The following is a 20,464-nucleotide window of genomic DNA, read 5'->3' on the forward strand; positions in this document are numbered from 1 at the left end:
ACCGAATGCTCACAGACCCAGGTCCCGGCCGATGATCTCCTTCATGATCTCGGTGGTCCCGCCGTAGATGGTCTGGATCCGGGCGTCGACGAAGGCACGAGCGACCGGGTACTCCCGCATGTACCCGTAGCCCCCGTGCAACTGGAGGCAGCGATCGGCCACCTTCACCTGCAGCTCGGAGGCCCACCACTTCGCCTCGGCGGCCTGCACCGGGGTGAGCTTGCCGCGGGCGTGCAGCTCGACGCACCGGTCGACGAAGACCCGCGTGACATCAACCTGGGTGAACAGCTCGGCAAGCAGGAATCGGCTGTTCTGGAAGCTGCCGATCGACTGCCCGAAGGCCGTGCGCTCGGTGACGTACTCCAGGGTCCGAGCGAGGACCCCTTCGGCGGCGGAGACGGCAGTGACCGCCAGCGACAGCCGCTCCTGCGGCAGATTGCGGATCAGCTGGAAGAACCCCTGGCCGTCTTCGGTGCCCAGACGGTTCGCCACCGGGACGCGGACGTCGGAGAAGTGCAGTTCGCTGGTGTCCTGCCCGTGCAGGCCGAGCTTGTCGAGGTTGCGCCCGCGCTCGAAGCCGGGCATGCCCCGCTCGACCACGAACAGGGTCAGCCCTCGATGGCGGTCCGGGGAAGTCCGCGCCGCGACGACGACCAGGTCGGCGTTCTGCCCGTTGGAGATGAACGTCTTCGCACCGTTGAGCACGTAGTGATCACCGTCGCGCACGGCCGTGGTCGCGATGCCCGACAGATCACTGCCCGTCCCGGGTTCGGTCATGGCGATCGCTCCGACCAGCTCACCGGATGTGAGTTCGGGCAGCCAGCGGGCCTTCTGCTCATCGTCGGTCAGGTCGAGAAAGTACGGGCCGACGACGTCGTTCTGCAAGGCCAGGCTCAGCCCAGCCGACGCGTAGCCCGCGCGGCCGAACTCCTCGTCGACGATGGCGTTGAACCGCCAGTCGTCGATGCCGGCCCCGTCGTACCGCTCCGGGGTGGAGAACATGAGCAGGCCGGCATCGCCGGCGGCGCGGAAGAGCGAACGGTCGACGATCCCACGCGTCTCCCACTCCTCGTCGTGCGGCGCCACCTCGGCCGCGATAAACGAGCGGACCGTCTCGCGGAACAGCTCGTGGTCGTCGTCGTAGACGGTGCGCGGGATGCGGTCAGCCATGCTGCCCTCCGGGAAGGAAGAGGTCGATCTTGAGGTCGGCTTCCCTGGCGGTGCCGTAGCGGTACGGCGCGAAGTCGGTGACGCCTACCGCGCGCAGCACGTCCTCGTCGATGAAGCACTGGCCGGTGACTTCAGCCGCGGGCCGCACGAGCAGCGCATGTGCGGCGTCGGCCATGATCTCCGGGCGGCGGGAGATCGCCATTGCAGCGTCTCCACCGACGATGTTCTGCACGGCGGCCGTGGCGATCGTGGTGCGCGGCCACAGACAGTTCGCGGCAACCGGACGCGGATGGCGCTGACCGGCCAGCCCGACGGTGAGCATCGTCATGGCGTACTTGCTCACCGTGTAGGGGGCGTGGGCCGCGAACCACCCGGGGTCGAGGTTCAGCGGCGGGGACAGCGTCAGGACGTGCGGGTTCTCCGATTCGTAGAGGTGCGGCAATGCCGCACTCGTCAGCAGGAACGTGCCGCGTGCGTTGATGTCGAGCATCAGGTCGTAGCGCTTGGGCGACACCTTGCCGATCGGTGACAGGTCGATCGCCGAGGCGTTGTTGACCACGATGTCGATCCCGCCGAACTCGGTGACGGCGCGATCGACCGCCGCGGTGACCGACTCCTCCTTGCGGACGTCCCCGACGACTGCCACTGCCCGACCGCCGGCGGCCTCGATCTCCGCGACGGCAGTGTGGACCGTGCCCGGCAGCCGTGGGTCGGGCTGGTCTGTCTTGGCCAGCAGGACGACGTTCGCGCCGTCGCGCGCGGCCCGCAGCGCGATCTCCAGGCCGATGCCGCGGCTTCCGCCGGACATGAGGATTGTGCGCCCCTTGAGTGAACCCGTCGCGACGCTCACCGGTACTCCTCCCCACGGTCGGCCTTGCGCACGAGCGACTCCGGTGGTGCGAACCGGTCGCCGTAGCGTTCCGCGAGCTGGCGGGCTCGTGCGACGAAGCCAGGCAGGCCGTCGTCGTACTGGTTGACGTACTGCAGGACGCCGCCGGTCCATGCGGGGAAGCCGATGCCGAGGATGGAGCCGACGTTGGCGTCCGCCACAGAGCGCAGGACTCCCTCGTCGAGGCAGCGGATGGTGTCGAGGGCCTCGGCGAAGAGCATCCGCTCCTGCATGTCCTCGAAGGGAACGTCGGTGTTCGTGCCACCGAACGCCGCGGCCAGCCCCGGCCAGAGGCCGGCCTTGCGGCCGTCGGCGTAGTCGTAGAAGCCGGCGCCTGCCGCCCGGCCGCGGCGGCCGAACTCGTCGATCATCCGGTCGATGACCGTGGCCGCCGGGTGCACGGGCTTCTCGATCCCGGCGGCACGATAGCCCGCGATGGTTTCCTCGCGGATCTTGCGCAGCAGGGTGAGGGAGAGCTCGTCGAGCAGCGCGAGCGCACCGACCGGGTAGCCGGCCTGGGTGGCGGCCTGCTCCACCGACGCGGCAGGCACGCCCTCGCCGATCAGGGCGACCGCCTCATGGACGAACTCGATGATGACCCGGCTGGTAAAGAAGCCCCGGCTGTCGTTGACCACGATCGGTGTCTTGCCGATCTGGTGGGCGATGTCGACGGCCTTGGCGAGGGTCGCGTCGCTGGTCTTCTGTCCGACGACGATCTCCAGCAGCGCCATCTTGTCCACCGGGGAGAAGAAGTGCAGCCCGATGAAGTTCTCGGGATCCGGCACGCCCTCTGCCAGCTCGGTGATGGGCAGCGTCGAGGTGTTCGAGGCGATCACCGCGCCGGTCGCGAGATGCGGGATGGTCTCCGCAATGACCTTCTTCTTCAGCTGCGGGTCCTCGAAGACCGCCTCGATCAGCAGATCGGCGCCAGCGGCGTCGGCCGGGTCGACGGTCGGTCGGATCCGGGCGAGCACCGCGTCGCGTTGCTCGGGCGTAGTCTGCCCGCGCTCGACCGCCTTGTCCAGCAGCCGTGCGCTGTAGCCCTTGCCCCGATCGGCCGCCTCCAGTGACACGTCCTTGAGGACGACGTCCAGCCCGGCGAGCGCGCTGACGTAGGCGATGCCGGCCCCCATCATCCCGGCGCCCAGCACGACCAGCTTCTGCGCGCGGTGGGGCGGATAGCCGTCGGGCCGGCTGGCGCCGCGGTTAATCGCCTGCAGGTCGAAGAACATCGCCTTGATGATGTTCGCCGAGATCTGCCCGCAGATGAGCTCCGCGCAGCAGCGAGACTCGATGGTCAACGCGTTGTCGAAGTCGACCTGGGCGCCTTCGACCGCAGCGGCCAGCAGGTTGCGCGGAGCCGGAGCGGGCGCACCCTGTGACCGCTTACGGAGCAGCGCCGGCAGGCTGGGCAGCATCGCGGCCAGCGCGGGGCTGGCCGGCGTACCGCCAGGAACCTTGTACCCGGGGCGGTCCCAGGGCTGGCTCGCCTCGGGGTTGGCCGCGATCCAGCGGCGGGCCGCCGCGGCCAGCTGCTCAGCGTCGGCGACCACCTCGTCGACCAGGCCCTTGTCCAGCGCTGCGCCGGGGCGGAACTTCTTTCCGGTCAGGAGGATGTCCTGCAGCGCGGTCTGCAGCCCGAACATACGAACCGTGCGGGTGGTGCCGCCGCCGCCGGGCAGCAGGCCGAGCGTCACCTCCGGCAGACCGACGGTGACGTTGGGGGCGTCGACGGCGATGCGGTGGTGGCAGGCCAACGCGATCTCGTAGCCACCGCCGAGAGCGGCGCCGTTGATGGCGGCGACGACCGGCCGGCCGAGGGTCTCCAGCCGGCGCAGCGCCGCCTTGACCCCCTCGAGCAACGCGACCACGTCGGGGGCGTCCTCGGGGCGGGCGCGCATCATCATGCCGAGGTCGCCGCCGGCGAAGAACGTCTTCTTGGCCGAGGCGATGATGACGCCGCTGATCCGGTCGCGCTCGGCCCAGAGGCGGTCTACGACGACGGGCAGCTCGCGACGGAACCGCTCGTTCATCGTGTTGGCCGACTGGTCGGGGTCGTCCATGGTGAGGGTCACGACGCCGTCGGCGTCGAGGTCCCACCGGAACATGGGGTGCTCGAACTCGCTCACTGCTGGAACTCCTGTAGGTGTGGCGGGGGTCAGAGGCGTTCGATCAGGGTGGCGACGCCCATGCCGCCGCCGATGCAGAGCGTGACGATTGCGCGGCGCGCCTGCCGGCGCTCCAGCTCGTCCAGAGCCGTGCCGATGAGCATCGCCCCGGTGGCGCCGAGCGGGTGGCCCATCGCGATGGCGCCGCCGTTGACGTTGACCTTCTCCGCGGGGAGGTTCAGGTCCTTGGCATACTTCAGCGGGACAGCGGCGAACGCCTCGTTGATCTCGAACAGGTCGATGTCGCTGACCGTGAGGCCCGTGGTGGCCAGCAGCTTGCGAGTGGCCGGGATCGGGCCGGTGAGCATGATCGTCGAGTCGGCGCCAGACGTGGCGGTGGCGACGATCCGCCCCCGTGGGGTGAGCCCGTGCGCCTCCCCGATCCGCTCGTCGCCGACGAGGACCAGCGCGGCGCCGTCCACGATGCCCGACGAGTTGCCCGCGTGGTGGACGTGGCGGATCCGCTCGACCCAGTGGTAGCGCTGCAGGGCGACGGCGTCGAACCCGCCCTGCTGGCCCATCGCGGCGAACGACGGCTTCAGCGAACCGAGCGACTCGAGGGTGGAGTCCGGTCGCATGTGCTCGTCGCGGTCCAGGACGACGATGCCGTTGCGGTCTCGGACCGCGACGACTGACTTCTCGAAGTATCCGCCGGACCATGCGGCGGCCGCCCGCTGCTGCGACTGCAGAGCGTAGCGGTCCACGGTCTCACGGTCGAAGCCTTCGATGGTTGCGATCAGGTCGGCGCTGACGCCCTGTGGGATGAAGGACGTGGAGAAGTTGGTCTCGGGGTCGTTCATCCACGCCCCACCGTCGGAGCCGAGCGGGAGCCGGGACATGGATTCGACGCCGCCGGCGATGACGAGCCGGTCCCAGCCGGACCGCACCTTCTGGGCAGCCACGTTGACCGCCTCCAGCCCAGAGCCGCAGAAGCGGTTGATCTGCAGCCCGGAGACGGTGTCGGGCAGTCCGGCGGCGAGAGCTGCGATGCGTGGGAGCACCGAGCCCTGGTCCCCGACCGGCGACACGATCCCGAGCACCATGTCGTCGATGGCACGGGGGTCGAGGTCGGGATGCCGGGCACGCAACTCGTCGATCAGGCCGACCACCAGAGAGATCGGCTTGACGGTGTGCAGCGACCCGGTGCTCTTCCCTCGCCCGCGAGGTGTGCGGATGGCCTCGTAGATGAGGGCTTGAGGAGTCGATTCGGGCACGGCTACTCCGTTCCTGCTGGAAGGTCTCATCAATCAGGGGTCGGTGACTGCCGGTCACGCTATCTAGTGAACATTCACAAGGCAAGCCCGGAGCCCTTCCGCGCGCCACTCGGATGGCGTCTGCACGAGCGCGGCGAGGAGAGCCGCGCTACTCCGCGAGCAGGAGGCCCATCCCTGCTACACCATGCACCTGCACCTGCGGCGACGGCTGTCTGCCGCCGCCCACCGCGCCGGGTAGCGAAACGCGCAGTCGGTGGATGGAACCTCCGGCCGTCACCCCGCGGTGACCTCCAGCAATCGCCCCATCGAGCGTCTAGTCATCGTTCACTTTATGGTCTACGCTCACATTCCGTCACGCCAGATGGGAGTTGTGGATGTCTCAGCACGCGATCACGGCGACGCAGTCGGACGGCGTCGGAACGATTCGGTTCAACAGGCCCGAGCGCCGAAACGCGCTGAGCCTCGAGCTCTTCGGGGCCCTCGGTGACCACCTCGACCGATGGCGGCGGGACGACAGCGTCACGGCCGTGGTGCTCACCGGTGGAGAGGAGATGTTCTGCGCCGGCTTGGACCTCGACCTCCAGTCCGGATTCACGCCCGAGTCCCGTGCGGCCTATGCCGAGGCGTGTCTGCGCGTGTACGGAACCCTTCTCGACTACCCCAAGCCGACGATCGCGGCGGTCGCCGGACCGACCCTCGGTGGTGGGTGCGACATCGCGGTCTTCTGCGACATCCGCATCGGGGCCGAGAACGGCATCTTCGGGTTCCCGCAGGTCAAATTCGGGCTCACGCCCTACTTCTCACCCCTCTGGAAGATCGTCGGGCTCAGCCAGGCGAAGCTGCTGACGCTCAGTGGCGAGCTGATCGACGCCGCCGAAGCCCTGCGCATCGGCCTCATCGACCGGCTCGTCCCCGCGGGCCAGGTGGTGGAGCAGGCGACCCGGCTGGCCCGCAGCATCGCCGAGACGACGACGAAGTCGGCGATGTTCAACAAGGAGATGATGCTGCGCTCGCCGGCCATGGACCCGATCTCGGCACTCTCCTTCGAGACCATGGCCTACCGCGAGATCGTCTGGCACCCCGACGTGGTGGAACGGATCTCCGGCGCCTACGACCGCATCCGGAGCCGGTCATGAACGCGGTCGACGCGGCCTTCCTGCGCGACTTCGCCGACCGCTGGCACGCCGCCTGGAACAGCCGCGAGACCGACGCCGTCCTCGAACTGCTCCACCCCGACGTCCTGTGGGACGAACGGATCTTCTGGCCGCACCAGATCGAGGGCCGGGAAGCCGTGCGCAGCTACGTCGACGCGATCTGGCGTTCAATGCCCGAGTACGAGCTCTCCGAGATCCAGCTGTTCACCGCGGTCGACGACGGCCGGGCGTTGTTCATGTTCCGGCAGCGTGGGGCGGCACCGGCCGGCCTCCGCACGGACCGGCGCTTCGACACGCATGGCTGCGACATCTTCCTCGCATTCCGGGACGGGCTCCTGTCCCACTACACCGCCGCCTTCGAGATCACCGACATGCTCCGCCAACTCGGCGCCCTTCCCCCACGCGGGGATCTCAAGGGCGGCGCCTACCTGCTTTCCCTCACGGGCCCCGACGACTCGAATCGACCACGCCTTCCGGCAACAACGAGAGGATGACGGCATGACCACCGCCGCAGCGGCCGAACGGGCCGAGCGCTACCGTGAGCTGGGCCTCTGGGACAACCGAAGGGTCGGCGACCTGCTCAAGGACCAGGCGGCCCGAACCCCGGACCGGGAGCTGTTCGCCTTCGAAGGGCGCCGGGTCACCTACGGCGAGTTCGACGCCTGGGTACGCACGGTCGCTTCCGACCTCGTCCGCCGCGGGGTCCGCCGAGGTGATCGGGTCATGGTGCAGCTGCCCAACTGCCTCGAGGCCCTCGTCCTCCAGGTCGCGGCGTTCCGGATCGGCGCCGTGGACATGCCGATCATCCCGATCTACCGGGAGCACGAGGTTCGGCAGATCGTGGCCGACGCCCGCCCCTCGGTGGTCGCGGTCGCGGCCGAGCTGTCAACGCGCCGGCCGGCTGAGGAGCTGGAGGCGATCCTCACCGAGCTCGGACACGAGCCTGCCGTGCGCTACGTCGTCGGCGGGGAGCGCCCCGGATGGTCCACGGTGCCTGGTCCGGGTGAGATCGCGGAGGTCGATCTTCCCGAGCCTCTTTCGGCTCAGGAACCGACCTTGTTGCTGTACACGTCGGGGACGACATCGGCCCCGAAGGGGGCGCTGCTGACGAGCGCAGCGCTGATCGCGCACCTGCGCAACTTCCAGACCGCCCTCGGCGTGGACGAGGACTGTGTCATCCTGTGCGCCACACCGCTGTCCCACCTGGGCGGTTTCGTCGCCGGGGTGATCTTTCCGGCCTTCCTGGGCGCCCGATCGGTGATCATGCCGGCCTGGCGTCCCGACGAGGCGGTCGACGTGATCGAGCGTGAGCGGGCCACCCTTGCGATGGGCGCGACCGTGTTCATCTCCGACCTGGTGCAGCGCTACGAGGCCGGAGCCGGCCGGGAGCACCGGTTGACCTTGTACGCCTGTGCCGGCGCGACCATCCCACCGGACGTGGTTCTGCGCGCGGAGGCAGTCGGGGTCCGCGCGATGCGCTGCTACGGCATGACCGAGACAGCCGGGGTCTGCGCCGCCGCGCCCGGGGACACGCCTGTCGAACGGCGTTCGCAGTGGGATGGCAAGATCCTTCCGGGCCTGGAGATCGAAACCGTGGGACCCGATCGCACGCCGCTCCCGGCGGGTGAGGAGGGCGAGCTGCGTATCCGCGGACCGCAGCTGCTCACGGCCTACACCGACCCCGAGTGCACCCGCGAGCAGATCGACGACGACGGCTGGTTCTACCCCGGTGACGTCGGAGTGGTAGACGAGGAGGGGTGGGTGCGAATGTCCGGCCGGCTCAAGGACATCATCAACCGAGGCGGCGAGAAGCTCTCGACGCTCGACATCGAGTCGGCGATCGCGTCCCATCCCGACGTGACGGCGGCCGCGGTCACGGCCATCCCCGACGAGCGGCTGGGTGAGGGCGTCGGTGCCTGGGTGGTCCTCGCGCCGGGCGTCGAGTGGACCGGCCCGGAACGACTCGTCCAGCACCTCGAGGACGCCAAGCTCGCCCGGCAGAAGATCCCCACCCGGTGGACGGTGGTGCCTGCACTGCCGACCACGGCGAGCGGGAAGATCCAGAAGCACGCCTTGGTCAAATGGGGCCTGCGGAGCTGACGGTCCGCGCCACGTCCCAGCGCCTAACGAGAGATAGGGCCAGTTCATGGTTTCCAGTGGCTCCGACGCCGCCAGGCCCCCCCGGGGCCGGCGGCGCACGGAGGAACGTCGTGCCCAGCTCGGCGAGATCGCGGCGCAGCAGTTTCACCGACTCGGGTTCCACCAGGTCTCGATGGCGGGCGTCGCTGCGGCGATCGGGCTCACGGCGCCGGCGATCTACCGACACTTCCGGAACAAGGAAGAGCTGCTCGCTGCGGCGATCGGCACCGCACTCGACGCGGTTGATGAGGCTCTCGCTGAAGCGAAGGACGCGGCACTGCCCGAGTTCTTGCAGGTCGCAGCCGCCGTTGCGGTGACCCGGCGCGAGGTGTGGATTCTCCTGCAGCGGGAGATGCGTCATCTCGGTGTCGAGCAGCGCGGGCCGCTCGAGGACCGCTTCGCGTCGATCGTCCGCCGCTTCACGACGGTCATTCAGGCGGAGCGGACAGACCTAGGTGCGCCGGAGGTCCAGCTCCTCACGACGGCAACCCTCGCCGTCCTGGCGAGCCCGTCGGTCTATCGGCGCCGGCTGCCCGAGGATGAGCAGCGAGCGATCCTCGCGGCCGCCAGCGAGGCGGCCTGCCGCGCCAGATGGGTGAGCCCGACCGGAGCTGCGCCGCCCGACCGGCCATCTGAGGGGCAGCAAATCCTCGAGCCCACGCCCAGTCGCAGCGAGGAAGTTCTGGGGACGGCGATTCGGCTTTTCTCGGAGAAGGGCTACCAGGCAGTGAGCCTGGACGAGATCGCAGCCGAGCTCGGCATGGCCGGACCTAGCCTCTACTACTACTACGCCACGAAGTCAGACCTGCTGGTCGCCGCCTTCGTGCGGGCCACCGAATGGCTGGCCGCGCAGCGAACCCGAGGATCTCGCCCCCCCTCGCTGGACGAACTCATCAACACATACATCGACCTGGGCATAAGGGAGCGGCTCCTCTTCGGCGTCTATGTCTGGGAGGCAGTGAACCTCCCGCCGGAGGCGGGACGACGAATCCGAGCCGGGCTCGACGCCGACATCGACGCCTGGTGCGTTGCGCTCGGGCGCACCCGGTCCGGACTGACCGCCCCACAGTGCCTTGTCCTCGTGCACGCCGCCCGAGCCGTCGTACACGACGTTGTCCGCCTCGGGCACTGGCACGACCGTCCCGACATCGCCGAGGTGCTCCGCACCCTGGTCCACGGCGCCCTGGCGGCCCCACTCGAGAGGTAGACCACCGTGTCCGACTACAAGTACCTACTCACGTCCGTCGAAGATGGCGTCGGCGTCATGCAGCTCAACCACCCCGAGAAGCGCAACGCGCTGGGTTGGGAGCTGCACGACGAGATCATCGCCGCGCTCGACGCCTGGGCCTACGACGACGATGTCGCGGCTGTCCTGATCATCGGCAACGAGCAGTACTTCTGCGCCGGGTGGGCCCTCGACGTGCTGCAGGGCACCAGTGGTAACGACCGCACCCGGTTCACCGACCTCGCCCTCAAGCTCATGGTGGCGATCTACGACTTCCGCAAGCCCACGATCGCGGCCGTTGCGGGAGTCGCTCCCGGCTACGGCATGGACGTGGCCAACATGTGCGACATCACCATCGCGTCGGAGAACGCCGCCTTCGGCTCCACCCAGGTCAAGTACGCGATGAACGGCTTCTACCACGGCATGCTCCGCAAGATGAACACCCAGCGGGCGCGACGGATGTTCTTTACCGGCGACCCGATCGATGCCCAGGAGGCCCTCCGCGTCGGCCTGGTCGACGAGGTCGTCCCGGAAGGCCGACTGCGGGAGAGCGCGCTCCGACTGGCCAAGCAGATCGCCGAGCACGGAGCCGAGCTGACGACGGTGCTCAAGGAGGTCGCGCTGCGGGCCACCAACATGGACCACATCGGCGCCACCGCCTACGAGCTGCGGGTCACGCACGACCTCGTCCAGCGCGGCCTGTTCACCCGTCGGATCGCCGAGGGCCTCGACCGTCTGCGGGCCGGCCGGAGTAAGGCGACCGAGCGGCTCGCCGCCCGGTCCTGAAACCGGCCCATCGCTCTTCCCAACTCTCAACGGAGGCACGAGCGCGTGCGGATCGGCATGCAGATGTCCTACAGCGGCGGTTTCGCAGCGACCGCCGACCGGATCGCGGATTTCGAGGCCGCAGGACTGGACGCGGTCTTCGTCGGGGAGGCGTACTCCTTCGACGCGGTCAGCCAGCTCGGGTACCTGGCCGCACGGACGACAGCCGTCGAGTTGGTCTCCGGCATCCTCAACGTATATTCGCGCACCCCGGCGTTGCTCGCGATGACCGCAGCAGGTCTGGACTACGTGTCCGGCGGCCGGTTCACCCTGGGTGTTGGTGCCTCGGGCCCACAGGTGGTGGAGGGTTTCCATGGCGTGCCCTACACCGCTCCCCTGGCAACCACGCGAGAGGTCGTGGAGATCTGCCGTACCGTGTGGCGGCGCGAATCGCTCCAGTTCGACGGGGAGCGCTTCCACGTACCGCTCGACCGTGAACACGGCGGCACCGGTCTGGGCAAACCACTCAAGTTGATCAACCATCCCGTCCGGGACCGGGTGCCGATGGTCCTCGCCGCCATGGGCCCGAAGAATGTGGCGCTCGCCGCTGAGCTGTTCGAGGCCTGGGAGCCGCTGTTCTTCTTCCCCGAGGGCAGCAGCGCCGCGTTCGCCGAGGCGCTCGCCGCCGGCACCGCCAAACGCGACCCTTCGCTCGGCGCCTTGCAGGTGGTGGCTGACACCCAGTTGCTGATCACCGAGGACCCCGAGACCGAGGCTCAGGCACTGCAGCAGGTGCGTAGCCACCTGGCGCTGTATGTCGGCGGAATGGGCGCCCCGGGCCGCAACTTCTACAACGACCTCGTCGGCCGCTACGGCTTCGAGGCGGCGGCGGCCCAGGTCCAGGACCTGTACCTGCAAGGGCGGAAGCGGGAAGCCGAAGCCGCGCTACCCGAGGAACTCGTCCGCGGCGTGTGCCTGGTCGGTTCCCGGGCTCGCGTCGCCGAACGTGTGCAGGCCTTCGCCGAGGCAGGCGTCTCCATGGTCAACGCCCAGATGCTCGGCGGGGACCACGCTGGGCAGGTGCGGTCCGTGGCCGTCTTCAAGGAGCTGGTCTCGTGAGCGGGTCCACAGAGGACGTCGTCCCGCAGGTCCGCGTCGAAGGACTGGGCTCGGTCCGGCGCATCGTGCTGGACCGCCCGGACCGGCACAACGCCCAGACACCACGCATGTGGGCCGAACTCGCCGCCGCAGGACGGATGCTCTCCGCGGACCCGGCGGTCTGCTGCGTGGTACTGGTCGGAAACGGAGAATCCTTCAGCTCCGGGATCGACCTGGAAGAGATCCGTCGCCCCGACGGCTTCATCCGCCGGCTGGCCGCCCACCCGCCCGGCGACCCTGACCCGATGCTCGCCGACATCGCCGTCGCGCAAGAGTCCGTCCGCTGGATCCCCCGGGCACCGTTCCTGGTCGTCGCCGCGATCACCGGCGCCGCCCTCGGGGCGGGGTGTCAGCTGGCGCTAGCCTGCGACGTGCGCATCGTCGCCGACGACGCACGCTTCGCACTGGCCGAGGTGCGCCACGGACTGCTACCCGACCTCGGCGCCACGGCTTGGCTGCCGCGGCTCGTCGGACGGGAGCGTGCCCTGGACCTCATGCTCACCGGCCGAGAGTTCAGCGGCGCCGAGGCCGTCACCCTCGGCCTGGCCCTGCGCGCGGTGCCCGCCTCGGATGTGCTGAGCACCGCCGAGGAGTACGCCTCGGTAATCGGGAGTCTGCCGCGGGCGGTGCCGGCACACCTCAAGGCCGCGGTCGACGCGGCCGGCGTCGAACAAAGCCTGGCGATCGCCGCCTCTGGACAGGCGGCGGCCATTCGCGCGAACCCTGCGTTGCGTGATGGTTGACGACCTGGCCGGGCTGCCCGCCGTCGTCACGGGCTCCTCACGCGGGCTCGGCCGAGCCTTCGCGGACGCGCTCGCCCAAGCCGGAGCGCGCGTCGTGGTCAACGGGACCAATCCCGAAACGACTCGGGCCGCCGTTGCCGCCATCACCGACCGGGGCGGCACCGCAGTCGCTTGCGTCGGATCGGTCGCCGACGTCACCTTCTGCGCACGCCTGATCGAGACGTGCGTCGAGGAGTTCGGCGGGATCGGACTGCTCGTCAACAACGCTGGCCTGACCCACGACCGGTCGCTGACCCGCATGACCGTCGAGGAGTTCGACGAGGTCATCGCCGTCCACCTGCGCGGTACCTGGGCGTGCAGCGCGTCCGCGGCACGGGCCATGCGGGCAACGGGCGGCAGCATCGTCAACATCACGTCCGGGGCGGGGCTCTTCGGCACCTTCGGACAGTCCAACTACGCGGCGGCGAAGGCGGGGATCGTCGGACTGTCTCGTGTAATGGATCTCGAGCTGACACGGCAGGGCATTCGAGTCAACGCCCTCGCGCCCATCGCACGCACCGACATGACTGCCGTCTTCGATACCGGGCAGGTCGCGCACCGGTTGGCCTTCCCACCTCCGGAAACGGTCGCACCGGTAGTCACCTACCTCGCATCCGACGCGAGTCGGCACCTGCACGGCCAAGTGCTGTCCTTCGACGGCACGGAGCTATCAATCTGGTCCCACCCCACGGCCACCTCCACCTGGAGGCGGACGGGACTCTGGACAACCCAGGAGTTCGCATCAGTACTCACCCTGGACGTGATGCAACATCCAAATCCCGATCGCTGGGGAAGCGGGATCGTGACCGATTGACATCTATCAGCACCCAGCTGCCACTCCCTATCCGTCCTTGCCGACGCGCAGGGCATGTTTGGGTCACCCGCCAGGGCTACCACCGTCGTCGACCCGTACTGCGACCACCTGCGCCGACGCCTGGCCGTCGCTCGCCGCACACCATTGCGAGCAACCACAAGGCGGAGCGGGATGCATCCATGGGCAGAGCGGTACAATTTCAAGCCGCTTGAGCTTGCGAAGAACGTTGCATACGCTCGACGCATGCATCCCTGTTTCAGGCAGGGATGCTATGGGTGGGGGTTCACATCCCCCCCACCGACACGACCTCGTCGACGCGATCCAGCACGTCGGTGCGGTGGGTGATCAGCAGGACGGTGCGGCCCTTGGCGGCGTCCAGCAGGTCGTCGAGCAACTCGTTGGCGGTCTGTTCGTCGAGGTGCTCGGTCGGCTCGTCCAGGATCAGCACCGGGAAGCCGGCCAGCAGCGCCCGGGCCAGGGCGAGACGGCGCCGCTGCCCGCCGGAGACGGCCGCGCCGTGCTCTCCGACAAGCGTGCCGAGCCCGTCGGGAAGGGACCGGACCCACCCGGCGAGCCGCGCGGCGGTCAGGGCCGCCTCCAACTCCTCGCGGGTTGCCTCGGGCCGCGCGATGCGCAGGTTTTCCTCGATGGTGGTGTCGAACAGGTAGGCGTCGTCGCCGAGATAGCCGATCACCCTTCGCACGTCGTCGCCGCGCAGGTCGCGCAGGTCGACTCCACCGAGCGTGACCCGGCCCGCGGTGGGGTCCAGCCAGCGCAGCAGCAGCGCCGCGACGGTGCTCTTCCCAGCGCCGCTCGGCCCGACCAGCGCGATGCAGCGGCCGGGCCGCAGCGTGAACGACAGATCGTGCAGCACCGGCCGATCGGCCACCCACGCAGCGGCGACATGCTCAACGCACACCGTCGGCGGCTGTCCGGCGCTCCCGACCGAAGCCGCGATGGGCACAGCGACGGGCGACGCCACCGCTGACGCGACGGGCACAGCGACGGGCGACGCCACCGCTGACGCGACGGGCAAAGCGGCCGGCGACGCGACGAGCAAAGCGGCCGAAGACGCGACGGGCAGCGCTACTGGCAACGCCACCGGTGACGCGACGGGCAAAGCGATCGACGCTAGCGGCGCCGCAACCGGCAAAGCGACCCGCGACCCAACCGGCAAAGCGGCTCGCGACCCAACCGGCAGAGCGACCGGCGACGCCGGGTCGGGTGCGGGGTCCGGGACCGCCTCGATCTCGGCGAGGCGGCGCAGGGCGGCCCGCGCGGCGGCGAGGCCCTGCGCGGCGACCGGCACGGCGGCGACGGTCTCGAACACCGCCAGCGGCGTGAGGACGACGACGGCGAGCAGCTCGCCCGGCAGCGCCCCGGAGCGCACCGCGACCGCGCCCGCGGCGAGGCCGGCCAGCACGCTGAGGCCCGAGCAGGCCGCGGTAACCGCGGCCGAGACGCCGGCCAGGGCGCTGGAGCGGCGGGTCGCGGCGAGCAGCTCCCGGTCGGTGCGCTCCAGGGCGGCCAGGGCCGTGCCGGTGGCGCCGGCCGCGACCAGGTCGGGCAGGCCGTGCACCAGGTCGGTCGCGCCGGCGGCGAGGGTGCCGCGCAGCGGGGCGAGCCGGGCGTCGGCGCGGCGGACGAGCGCGGACTGCAGCAACGGTACCCCGACGCCGGCCACGAGCAGGCCGGCGGCGAGCGCGGCGCCGGCGACGGGCAGCAGGGCGCCGACGAGCAGCACCGAGGCCAGGCCCGTCACCGCGGCCACGACGATCGGCAGGCACACCCGCACGACGAGGTCGACGACCGCGTCGACGTCGGCGGCGAGGCGCGCCGCGAGATCGCCGCGGCGGAAGCCGGCCAGCCCGGCCGGCGCGAGCGGCACCAGCCGCCGGTAGGCGCGCACCCGCAGGTCCCCGAGCATTCGCAGGGCGGCGTCGTGCCCGGCCAGCCGCTCGGCATAGCGCAGCACGCCCCGGCCGATGCCGAAGGCGCGCACGGCGACGATGGCGACCATGAGGTGCAGCACCGGCGGGTGCTGGGCGGCGCGGGAGATCAGCCAGGCCGAGGTGGCCATGAGCCCGACCGCCGCGCCGGCGGCGCCGAGGCCGGCCAGCACGGCCAGGGTCAACCGCCCCGCCGCCGCCCGAGCCGGGCCCATCACCACGCGCAGAACGCCCATCAGGACACCGCCGCCCGGGCCGGGCCCGCCACCACGGGCAGGACGGCCATCAGGACACCGCCGCCGGGGTCAGCGGGATCTCGCGGTCGGCGGCGGCGAGCAGGGCGGGGCGGTGCGCCACCAGGATCACGGTCCGGCCGGCGGCGTGGGCGCGGATCGCGGCCAGGATGCCGGCCTCGGTCGCGGCGTCCAGGCCCGCGGTCGGCTCGTCGAGCAGCACCAGCGGCGCGTCGCGCAGGAAGACCCGGGCGAGGGCGATGCGCTGCCGCTGCCCGGCGGACAGGCCCGCGCCGTCGTCGCCGATGCGGGCGCCGAGGCCGTCGGGCAGCGCCTCGACGAAGTCCAGCGCGCCGGCGCGGGCGGCCGCGCTCCGGACCGCCGCGTCGTCGGCCTCCGGCGCGCCGAGGCGAATGTTGTCCGCGATCGTGCCGGCGAACAGCCAGGGCCGCTGCGGCAGCCACGCCACCCCCCGGCGCCAGCCATCCGGATCCACTGTGGACAGATCGGTGCCGCCGACCGCCACGGTGCCGCTCTGCGGTGTGGCGAAGCCCATCAGCACCGACAGTGCGGTCGACTTGCCGCAGCCGCTCGGGCCGGTCAGCGCCACCAGCTCGCCGGGGCGCACCTCGGCGCTGAACGGCGGCAGCGGGGGGCGGCCGGCGTGGCGTACCACCATCCGGTCGAACCGGATCACGCCCGTCGGCGGCGGGGCCGCGCCCCGCTCGGGCAGCGGGGTCTCCAGCACCGCGAAGACGTCGGCCGCGGCGGCGAGGCCCTCGGCGCTGGCGTGGTAGTTGGCGCCGACCTGGCGCAGCGGCAGGTACACCTCCGGGGCCAGGATCAGCACCAGCAGCGCGGTGGCCAGGCCGAGCCGCCCGTCGACCAGGCGCAGCCCGATGCCGACCGCGACGAGCGCCACGGACAGGGTGGCCAGCAGCTCGAGCACGAGGGAGGACAGGAACGCCAGCCGCAGCGTGCGCATCGTGACCCGGCGCTGCTCGGCGCTGATCCGGGCGATCACCTGGGCCTGCCGCCCGGCCCGGCCGAAGACGCGCAGCGTCGGCAGGCCGGCCACGACGTCGAGGAAGTGATGCGACAGCCGGCTCAGCAGCCGGAACTGCCGCTTGTTGGCGGCCTCGGTATGCAGCCCGACCAGGGCCATGAAGACCGGGATGAGCGGCAGCGTGACGGCCATCGTGCCGGCCGCGACGAGGTCGGCCGGCGCGACGCGCACAAGCAGGATGACGGGCACGAGCGCGGCGAGGACCAGCTGCGGCAGGTACCGCGCGAAGTAGGCGTCGAGCGCGTCGAGCCCCCGGGTGGCCAGCGTGGCGACCGTCCCGCTCGGCGGCGCCGCGGCCGGGCCGAGCGCCGCCACGTGGGCCAGCAGCCGGGCCCGCAGCTGGTGCTTGACCGCGGCCGCGGACCGGGCCGCGGCGGCCTCCTGCGCCCAGGCGACGGCCGCCCGCGCGGCGACGACCGCGGCCAGCCAGCCCAGCGCCGGTGCGATCCGGCGCAGGTCGGCGCCGTGCAGGTAGACGTCGGTGATGGCGTCCGCGAGCAGGGTCGCCTGCGCGACGAGCAGGGCGGCCAGCGCCGCGCCGAGCGCCACGGACAGCGCGAGATAGGTCCGCGCGGCCCGGGCGTGGCGCAGCAGCCGGGGGTCCAGCGGCTTCACGGGTGGGCCGCCGGGATGTGCTCCACCCGCAGCCGGCGGCGGAACACCCAGTAGGTCCAGGACTGGTAGCCCAGCACGATCGGCGTGAAGCACACCGCGACCCAGGTCATCACCTTCAACGTATACGGCGAGGAGGCCGCGTTGGTCACCGTGAGGCTCTGGCCGCCGTCGAGGGTGGTGGGCATGACGTCGGGGAAGAGCGTGACGAACAGCGCCGCGACGGCCAGCACCAGGGTGACGGCGGTGGCCAGGAACGCCCAGCCCTCGCGCCGGGCACGGATGGCCGGGAGCGCCGCGACCAGCGCCACCGCGGCGGCCGCGGACAGCGCCCAGCCCCAGGCGTCGTCGTGGGTCAGCTGGGTCCACAGCAGGAACGCGCCAGCCAGCACCACCGCCGGCAGGCTGAGCCGCCACGCGAGCCGGCCGGCCCGCTGCCGCACGTCGCCGTCGGTCTTCAGGGCCAGGAACACCGCGCCGTGCAGCGCGAACAGCGACAGTGTGGTCAGGCCGCCGAGCAGCGCGTACGGGTTGAGCAGGGTGAGCCGCGAGCCGGTGTACTCGTGCCGGGCGTCCAGCGGCACGCCGCGCACGATGTTGCCGAACGCGACGCCCCACAGCAGGGCGGGCACCAGGCTGCCACCGATGATCGCGAGGTCCCAGCGGCGCCTCCACTGTGGACTGTCCACCTTGCCGCGGTACTCGAACGCCAGGCCACGCAGGATCAGCGCCACGAGGATGATCAGCAGCGGCAGGTAGAAGCCGGAGAACAGGGTGGCGTACCACTCGGGGAAGGCGGCGAACGTGGCGCCGCCCGCGACGAGCAGCCAGACCTCGTTGCCGTCCCAGACCGGGCCGATGGTGTTGATGAGCAGGCGCCGCTCGCGCTCGTCGCGGCCGAGGACCGGCAGCAGCATGCCGACGCCGAAGTCGAAGCCCTCCAGGAGGAAGTAGCCGGCCCAGAGCACGGCGATCAGGATGAACCAGACGGTGGTGAGTGCCATGTCGGCGCCTGCCTTCAGTACGCGAACGCGAGCGGACGGTCCGGCTCATCTTCGCCGGGGGGTACGACAGTTTCCGGTGCGCCGGCCCGGGCGTAGCGCAGCATGAGCATGAGCTCGACGATCGCCAGCGCGCCGTACAGCACCGTGAAAACGATGAGCGAGGTCGCCACGGTCGCGGTGGACACCGCCGGCGAGACGCTCTGCGAGGTCTTGAACAGCCCGAAGACGGTCCACGGCTGGCGGCCCACCTCGGTGAAGATCCAGCCGAACGAGTTGGCCAGCAGCGGCATCGCGACCGTGGCGATCGCGGCCAGCCACAGCAAGCGCCCGGCCGGGCGGCGCCCCTTGCGGGTGCTCCACAGCGCGAGCGCGGCCACCGCCATGGCGAGCCCGCCGAAGCCGATCATCAGGCGGAACGACCAGTACGTGACCGGGACGTAGGGCACGTAGTCGCCTTCGCCGTACTTCTGGGCGTACTGCCGCTGCAGGTCGTTGATCCCCTCAACCTCGCCGGACGGGCTGCCGGTGGCCATGAACGACAGCAGCGACGGGATGCGCACGCTGGCCACCTCCTCGCGGCCGTCCAGCGACCCGATCGTGAACACCGAGAAGGACGCCGGCTTGCTGGTGTCGTAGAGGGCCTCGGCGGCGGCCATCTTCATCGGCTGCTGCTCGGTCATGATGCGGGCCTGCAGGTCGCCGGTGATGAGCACGCCGACGCCGGCGATCAGCACCACCCAGCCGCCCAGCCGCAGGCCGGGCCGGAACACCTCGACCTGGTTGCCACGGCGCAGGTGCCAGGCGCTGACCGCGAGCAGCAGCGCGCCGGCGGTCAAGAAGCAGGCGGTGATCGTGTGCGGGAAGGTGACCAGCGCGGTGCTGTTGGTGAGCACGGCGCCGATGTCGGTGAGCTCGGCCCGGCCCCGCTCGGCGTTGACGGTGTAACCGACCGGGTGCTGCATCCAGGAGTTCGCGGCGAGGATGAAGTACGCCGACAGCATCGTGCCGATCGCGGCCAGCCAGATCGTGGCCAGGTGCACCCGCTTCGGCAGCCGGTCCCAGCCGAAGATCCACAGGCCGAGGAACGTCGACTCCAGGAAGAACGCGAGCAGCCCCTCGATGGCCAGCGGCGCGCCGAAGATGTCGCCGACGAACCGCGAGTACGCGCTCCAGTTCATGCCGAACTGGAACTCCTGCACGATGCCGGTCACGACCCCCATCGCGAAGTTGATCAGGAAGAGCTTGCCCCAGAACTTCGTGGCCCGCAGGTACTCCTCCCGCCCGGTGCGCACCCACGCGGTCTGCAGCCCCGCCACGAGCGCGGAGAGGCCGATCGTGATCGGTACGAAGATGTAGTGGTACACGGTGGTGATCGCGAACTGCCACCGGGCAAGATCGAGGGCGTCCATGACGCAGATTCTGCGCACCGCCGCCGCGGCGGATCAGGGCCGAAAGTCCCATCAGCACCGGGCCGCAAGGGGCACCTCCGGGCGGGTTTCGCGGGCCCGCGCCTACTGCGCCGCAGGCCGGCCGCGCAGCCAGCGGTACTCGACCTCGGGCCGGCCCGCGCCGCGGTAGCGCAGGTGCCGGGCGACCGCGCCGGCCTCGGCGAGGTACTCCAGGTATCGGCGCGCGGTCACCCGGGATGCCTGCAGCGCCCGGGCCACCTCGGCGGCCGACATGCCGGCGGCGGCCCCGCGCACCAGCCCGGCCACCGCGGTGAGCGACTCCGGGCTCATCGGATTCCTTCCGTGGAGACCCCCGCCTTCAGTCGGGGGAGGCCCGCTGCGACGATGTGCTCGCCGGCCACGCCCCCTTCGACGAGCGCACCATGCTCGAGCACGACACCCCACGTCCCGAGCAATCGAGCGCGCCGGTGCCGCAGCCGGCCGCCGCCACCGGCTGAACACCGCGGCAGGTGCGTGTCCCGGTCCCAGCACGCCGGGGCACGCACCAAGCCATTTCGGCAGTTTCGCCCTATTTCTACGAATTATCCGGTAGAAGCCCGCGACGGCCGGCGACTGACCCCTGGTAGTCGCCGCGGAACCGCGCCCGGTTCCCGGCGGTTGGCCATCTCACTCGCCGGCCACCGAGCGCCGGATGGCGCCGGATCGTGGTTCAG

At 70.8% G+C, this 20,464-nt stretch carries 17 protein-coding genes; 8 read left to right on the forward strand and 9 right to left on the reverse strand.

Translation table 11 applies throughout. The features are described from left to right. Nucleotides 1–9: 9 nt before the first annotated feature. From ACGFI8_RS36680 to ACGFI8_RS36695, 4 genes are read right to left on the reverse strand one after another with little or no spacing between them, the layout of a single operon-like run. Complete coding sequence (locus ACGFI8_RS36680) at nucleotides 10–1,170, reverse strand: acyl-CoA dehydrogenase family protein (RefSeq protein ID WP_392811687.1); 1,161 nt, start codon at nucleotides 1,168–1,170, stop codon at nucleotides 10–12. Next, nucleotides 1,163–2,020 carry an SDR family oxidoreductase gene (locus ACGFI8_RS36685; RefSeq protein ID WP_392811688.1) on the reverse strand — a complete coding sequence of 286 codons (858 nt, stop codon included), beginning with the start codon at nucleotides 2,018–2,020 and terminating at the stop codon, nucleotides 1,163–1,165. Before ACGFI8_RS36685 ends, ACGFI8_RS36680 begins: the two co-directional genes overlap by 8 nt. After that, nucleotides 2,017–4,188 (reverse strand): 3-hydroxyacyl-CoA dehydrogenase NAD-binding domain-containing protein, encoded by a 2,172-nt coding sequence (locus tag ACGFI8_RS36690; protein WP_392811689.1) that lies wholly within the window; start codon nucleotides 4,186–4,188, stop codon nucleotides 2,017–2,019. Before ACGFI8_RS36690 ends, ACGFI8_RS36685 begins: the two co-directional genes overlap by 4 nt. A 29-nt stretch (nucleotides 4,189–4,217) precedes the next feature. Beyond that, the gene (locus ACGFI8_RS36695) at nucleotides 4,218–5,441 is read right to left on the reverse strand and encodes an acetyl-CoA C-acetyltransferase (RefSeq protein WP_392811691.1); all 1,224 of its coding nucleotides are present in this window, start codon (nucleotides 5,439–5,441) and stop codon (nucleotides 4,218–4,220) included. 374 nt (nucleotides 5,442–5,815) lie between these two features. Here ACGFI8_RS36695 and ACGFI8_RS36700 point away from each other — a divergent pair, with 374 nt between their 5' ends. From ACGFI8_RS36700 to ACGFI8_RS36735, 8 genes are read left to right on the forward strand one after another with little or no spacing between them, the layout of a single operon-like run. After that, nucleotides 5,816–6,577 (forward strand): enoyl-CoA hydratase/isomerase family protein, encoded by a 762-nt coding sequence (locus tag ACGFI8_RS36700; RefSeq protein WP_392811692.1) that lies wholly within the window; start codon nucleotides 5,816–5,818, stop codon nucleotides 6,575–6,577. Further along, nucleotides 6,574–7,089 (forward strand): nuclear transport factor 2 family protein, encoded by a 516-nt coding sequence (locus tag ACGFI8_RS36705; protein ID WP_392811694.1) that lies wholly within the window; start codon nucleotides 6,574–6,576, stop codon nucleotides 7,087–7,089. The genes ACGFI8_RS36700 and ACGFI8_RS36705 overlap by 4 nt, the downstream gene beginning before the upstream one ends. Before the next feature lie 4 nt (nucleotides 7,090–7,093). Beyond that, entirely contained in the window at nucleotides 7,094–8,695 is a 1,602-nt protein-coding gene (locus ACGFI8_RS36710; RefSeq protein WP_392811696.1) for a class I adenylate-forming enzyme family protein, read from the forward strand. A gap of 46 nt (nucleotides 8,696–8,741) precedes the next feature. Continuing rightward, nucleotides 8,742–9,941 carry a TetR/AcrR family transcriptional regulator gene (locus tag ACGFI8_RS36715; protein WP_392811698.1) on the forward strand — a complete coding sequence of 400 codons (1,200 nt, stop codon included), beginning with the start codon at nucleotides 8,742–8,744 and terminating at the stop codon, nucleotides 9,939–9,941. 6 nt (nucleotides 9,942–9,947) lie between these two features. After that, a complete protein-coding gene (locus ACGFI8_RS36720) occupies nucleotides 9,948–10,745 on the forward strand; it encodes an enoyl-CoA hydratase/isomerase family protein (protein ID WP_392811699.1) in 798 nt (265 codons plus the stop codon). Between the two features lie 45 nt (nucleotides 10,746–10,790). After that, on the forward strand, nucleotides 10,791–11,843 hold the full coding sequence (locus ACGFI8_RS36725) for an LLM class F420-dependent oxidoreductase (protein WP_392811701.1): 1,053 nt from the start codon (nucleotides 10,791–10,793) through the stop codon (nucleotides 11,841–11,843). After that, complete coding sequence (locus ACGFI8_RS36730; RefSeq protein WP_392811702.1) at nucleotides 11,840–12,625, forward strand: enoyl-CoA hydratase/isomerase family protein; 786 nt, start codon at nucleotides 11,840–11,842, stop codon at nucleotides 12,623–12,625. Before ACGFI8_RS36725 ends, ACGFI8_RS36730 begins: the two co-directional genes overlap by 4 nt. Beyond that, nucleotides 12,618–13,478, forward strand: coding sequence for an SDR family NAD(P)-dependent oxidoreductase (locus tag ACGFI8_RS36735; protein ID WP_392811836.1), 861 nt, complete (start codon nucleotides 12,618–12,620; stop codon nucleotides 13,476–13,478). The genes ACGFI8_RS36730 and ACGFI8_RS36735 overlap by 8 nt, the downstream gene beginning before the upstream one ends. Nucleotides 13,479–13,761: 283 nt before the next feature. Here ACGFI8_RS36735 and ACGFI8_RS36740 read toward each other — a convergent pair whose 3' ends face one another. From ACGFI8_RS36740 to ACGFI8_RS36760, 5 genes are all read right to left on the reverse strand, one after another. Beyond that, on the reverse strand, nucleotides 13,762–15,663 hold the full coding sequence (locus ACGFI8_RS36740; protein WP_392811704.1) for an amino acid ABC transporter ATP-binding/permease protein: 1,902 nt from the start codon (nucleotides 15,661–15,663) through the stop codon (nucleotides 13,762–13,764). Between the two features lie 49 nt (nucleotides 15,664–15,712). Further along, entirely contained in the window at nucleotides 15,713–17,341 is a 1,629-nt protein-coding gene (gene cydD, locus ACGFI8_RS36745) for a thiol reductant ABC exporter subunit CydD (protein WP_392811706.1), read from the reverse strand. After that, nucleotides 17,338–18,342, reverse strand: coding sequence for a cytochrome d ubiquinol oxidase subunit II (cydB, locus tag ACGFI8_RS36750; protein ID WP_392811707.1), 1,005 nt, complete (start codon nucleotides 18,340–18,342; stop codon nucleotides 17,338–17,340). The genes cydD and cydB overlap by 4 nt, the downstream gene beginning before the upstream one ends. A 14-nt stretch (nucleotides 18,343–18,356) precedes the next feature. Next, nucleotides 18,357–19,751: a cytochrome ubiquinol oxidase subunit I gene (locus ACGFI8_RS36755; RefSeq protein ID WP_392811708.1), complete on the reverse strand. Its 1,395-nt coding sequence runs from the start codon at nucleotides 19,749–19,751 to the stop codon at nucleotides 18,357–18,359. 102 nt (nucleotides 19,752–19,853) lie between these two features. Further along, nucleotides 19,854–20,081 carry a hypothetical protein gene (locus ACGFI8_RS36760; RefSeq protein ID WP_392811710.1) on the reverse strand — a complete coding sequence of 76 codons (228 nt, stop codon included), beginning with the start codon at nucleotides 20,079–20,081 and terminating at the stop codon, nucleotides 19,854–19,856. Nucleotides 20,082–20,464: the final 383 nt, after the last annotated feature.

The sequence above is a fragment of the Dactylosporangium sp. NPDC048998 genome (genome assembly GCF_043197855.1).
GTDB lineage: Bacteria > Actinomycetota > Actinomycetes > Mycobacteriales > Micromonosporaceae > Dactylosporangium.

What these genes read in the sequence shown, in the direction of transcription:
- ACGFI8_RS36680 (WP_392811687.1), bottom strand. Translation starts at nt 1,170, where the DNA reads ATGGCTGACCGCATCCCGCGCACCGTCTACGACGACGACCACGAGCTG.
- ACGFI8_RS36700 (WP_392811692.1), top strand. Translation starts at nt 5,816, where the DNA reads ATGTCTCAGCACGCGATCACGGCGACGCAGTCGGACGGCGTCGGAACG.
- ACGFI8_RS36705 (WP_392811694.1), top strand. Translation starts at nt 6,574, where the DNA reads ATGAACGCGGTCGACGCGGCCTTCCTGCGCGACTTCGCCGACCGCTGG.
- ACGFI8_RS36710 (WP_392811696.1), top strand. Translation starts at nt 7,094, where the DNA reads ATGACCACCGCCGCAGCGGCCGAACGGGCCGAGCGCTACCGTGAGCTG.
- ACGFI8_RS36715 (WP_392811698.1), top strand. Translation starts at nt 8,742, where the DNA reads ATGGTTTCCAGTGGCTCCGACGCCGCCAGGCCCCCCCGGGGCCGGCGG.
- ACGFI8_RS36735 (WP_392811836.1), top strand. Translation starts at nt 12,618, where the DNA reads ATGGTTGACGACCTGGCCGGGCTGCCCGCCGTCGTCACGGGCTCCTCA.
- ACGFI8_RS36740 (WP_392811704.1), bottom strand. Translation starts at nt 15,663, where the DNA reads ATGGGCGTTCTGCGCGTGGTGATGGGCCCGGCTCGGGCGGCGGCGGGG.
- cydB (WP_392811707.1), bottom strand. Translation starts at nt 18,342, where the DNA reads ATGGCACTCACCACCGTCTGGTTCATCCTGATCGCCGTGCTCTGGGCC.
- ACGFI8_RS36755 (WP_392811708.1), bottom strand. Translation starts at nt 19,751, where the DNA reads ATGGACGCCCTCGATCTTGCCCGGTGGCAGTTCGCGATCACCACCGTG.
- ACGFI8_RS36760 (WP_392811710.1), bottom strand. Translation starts at nt 20,081, where the DNA reads ATGAGCCCGGAGTCGCTCACCGCGGTGGCCGGGCTGGTGCGCGGGGCC.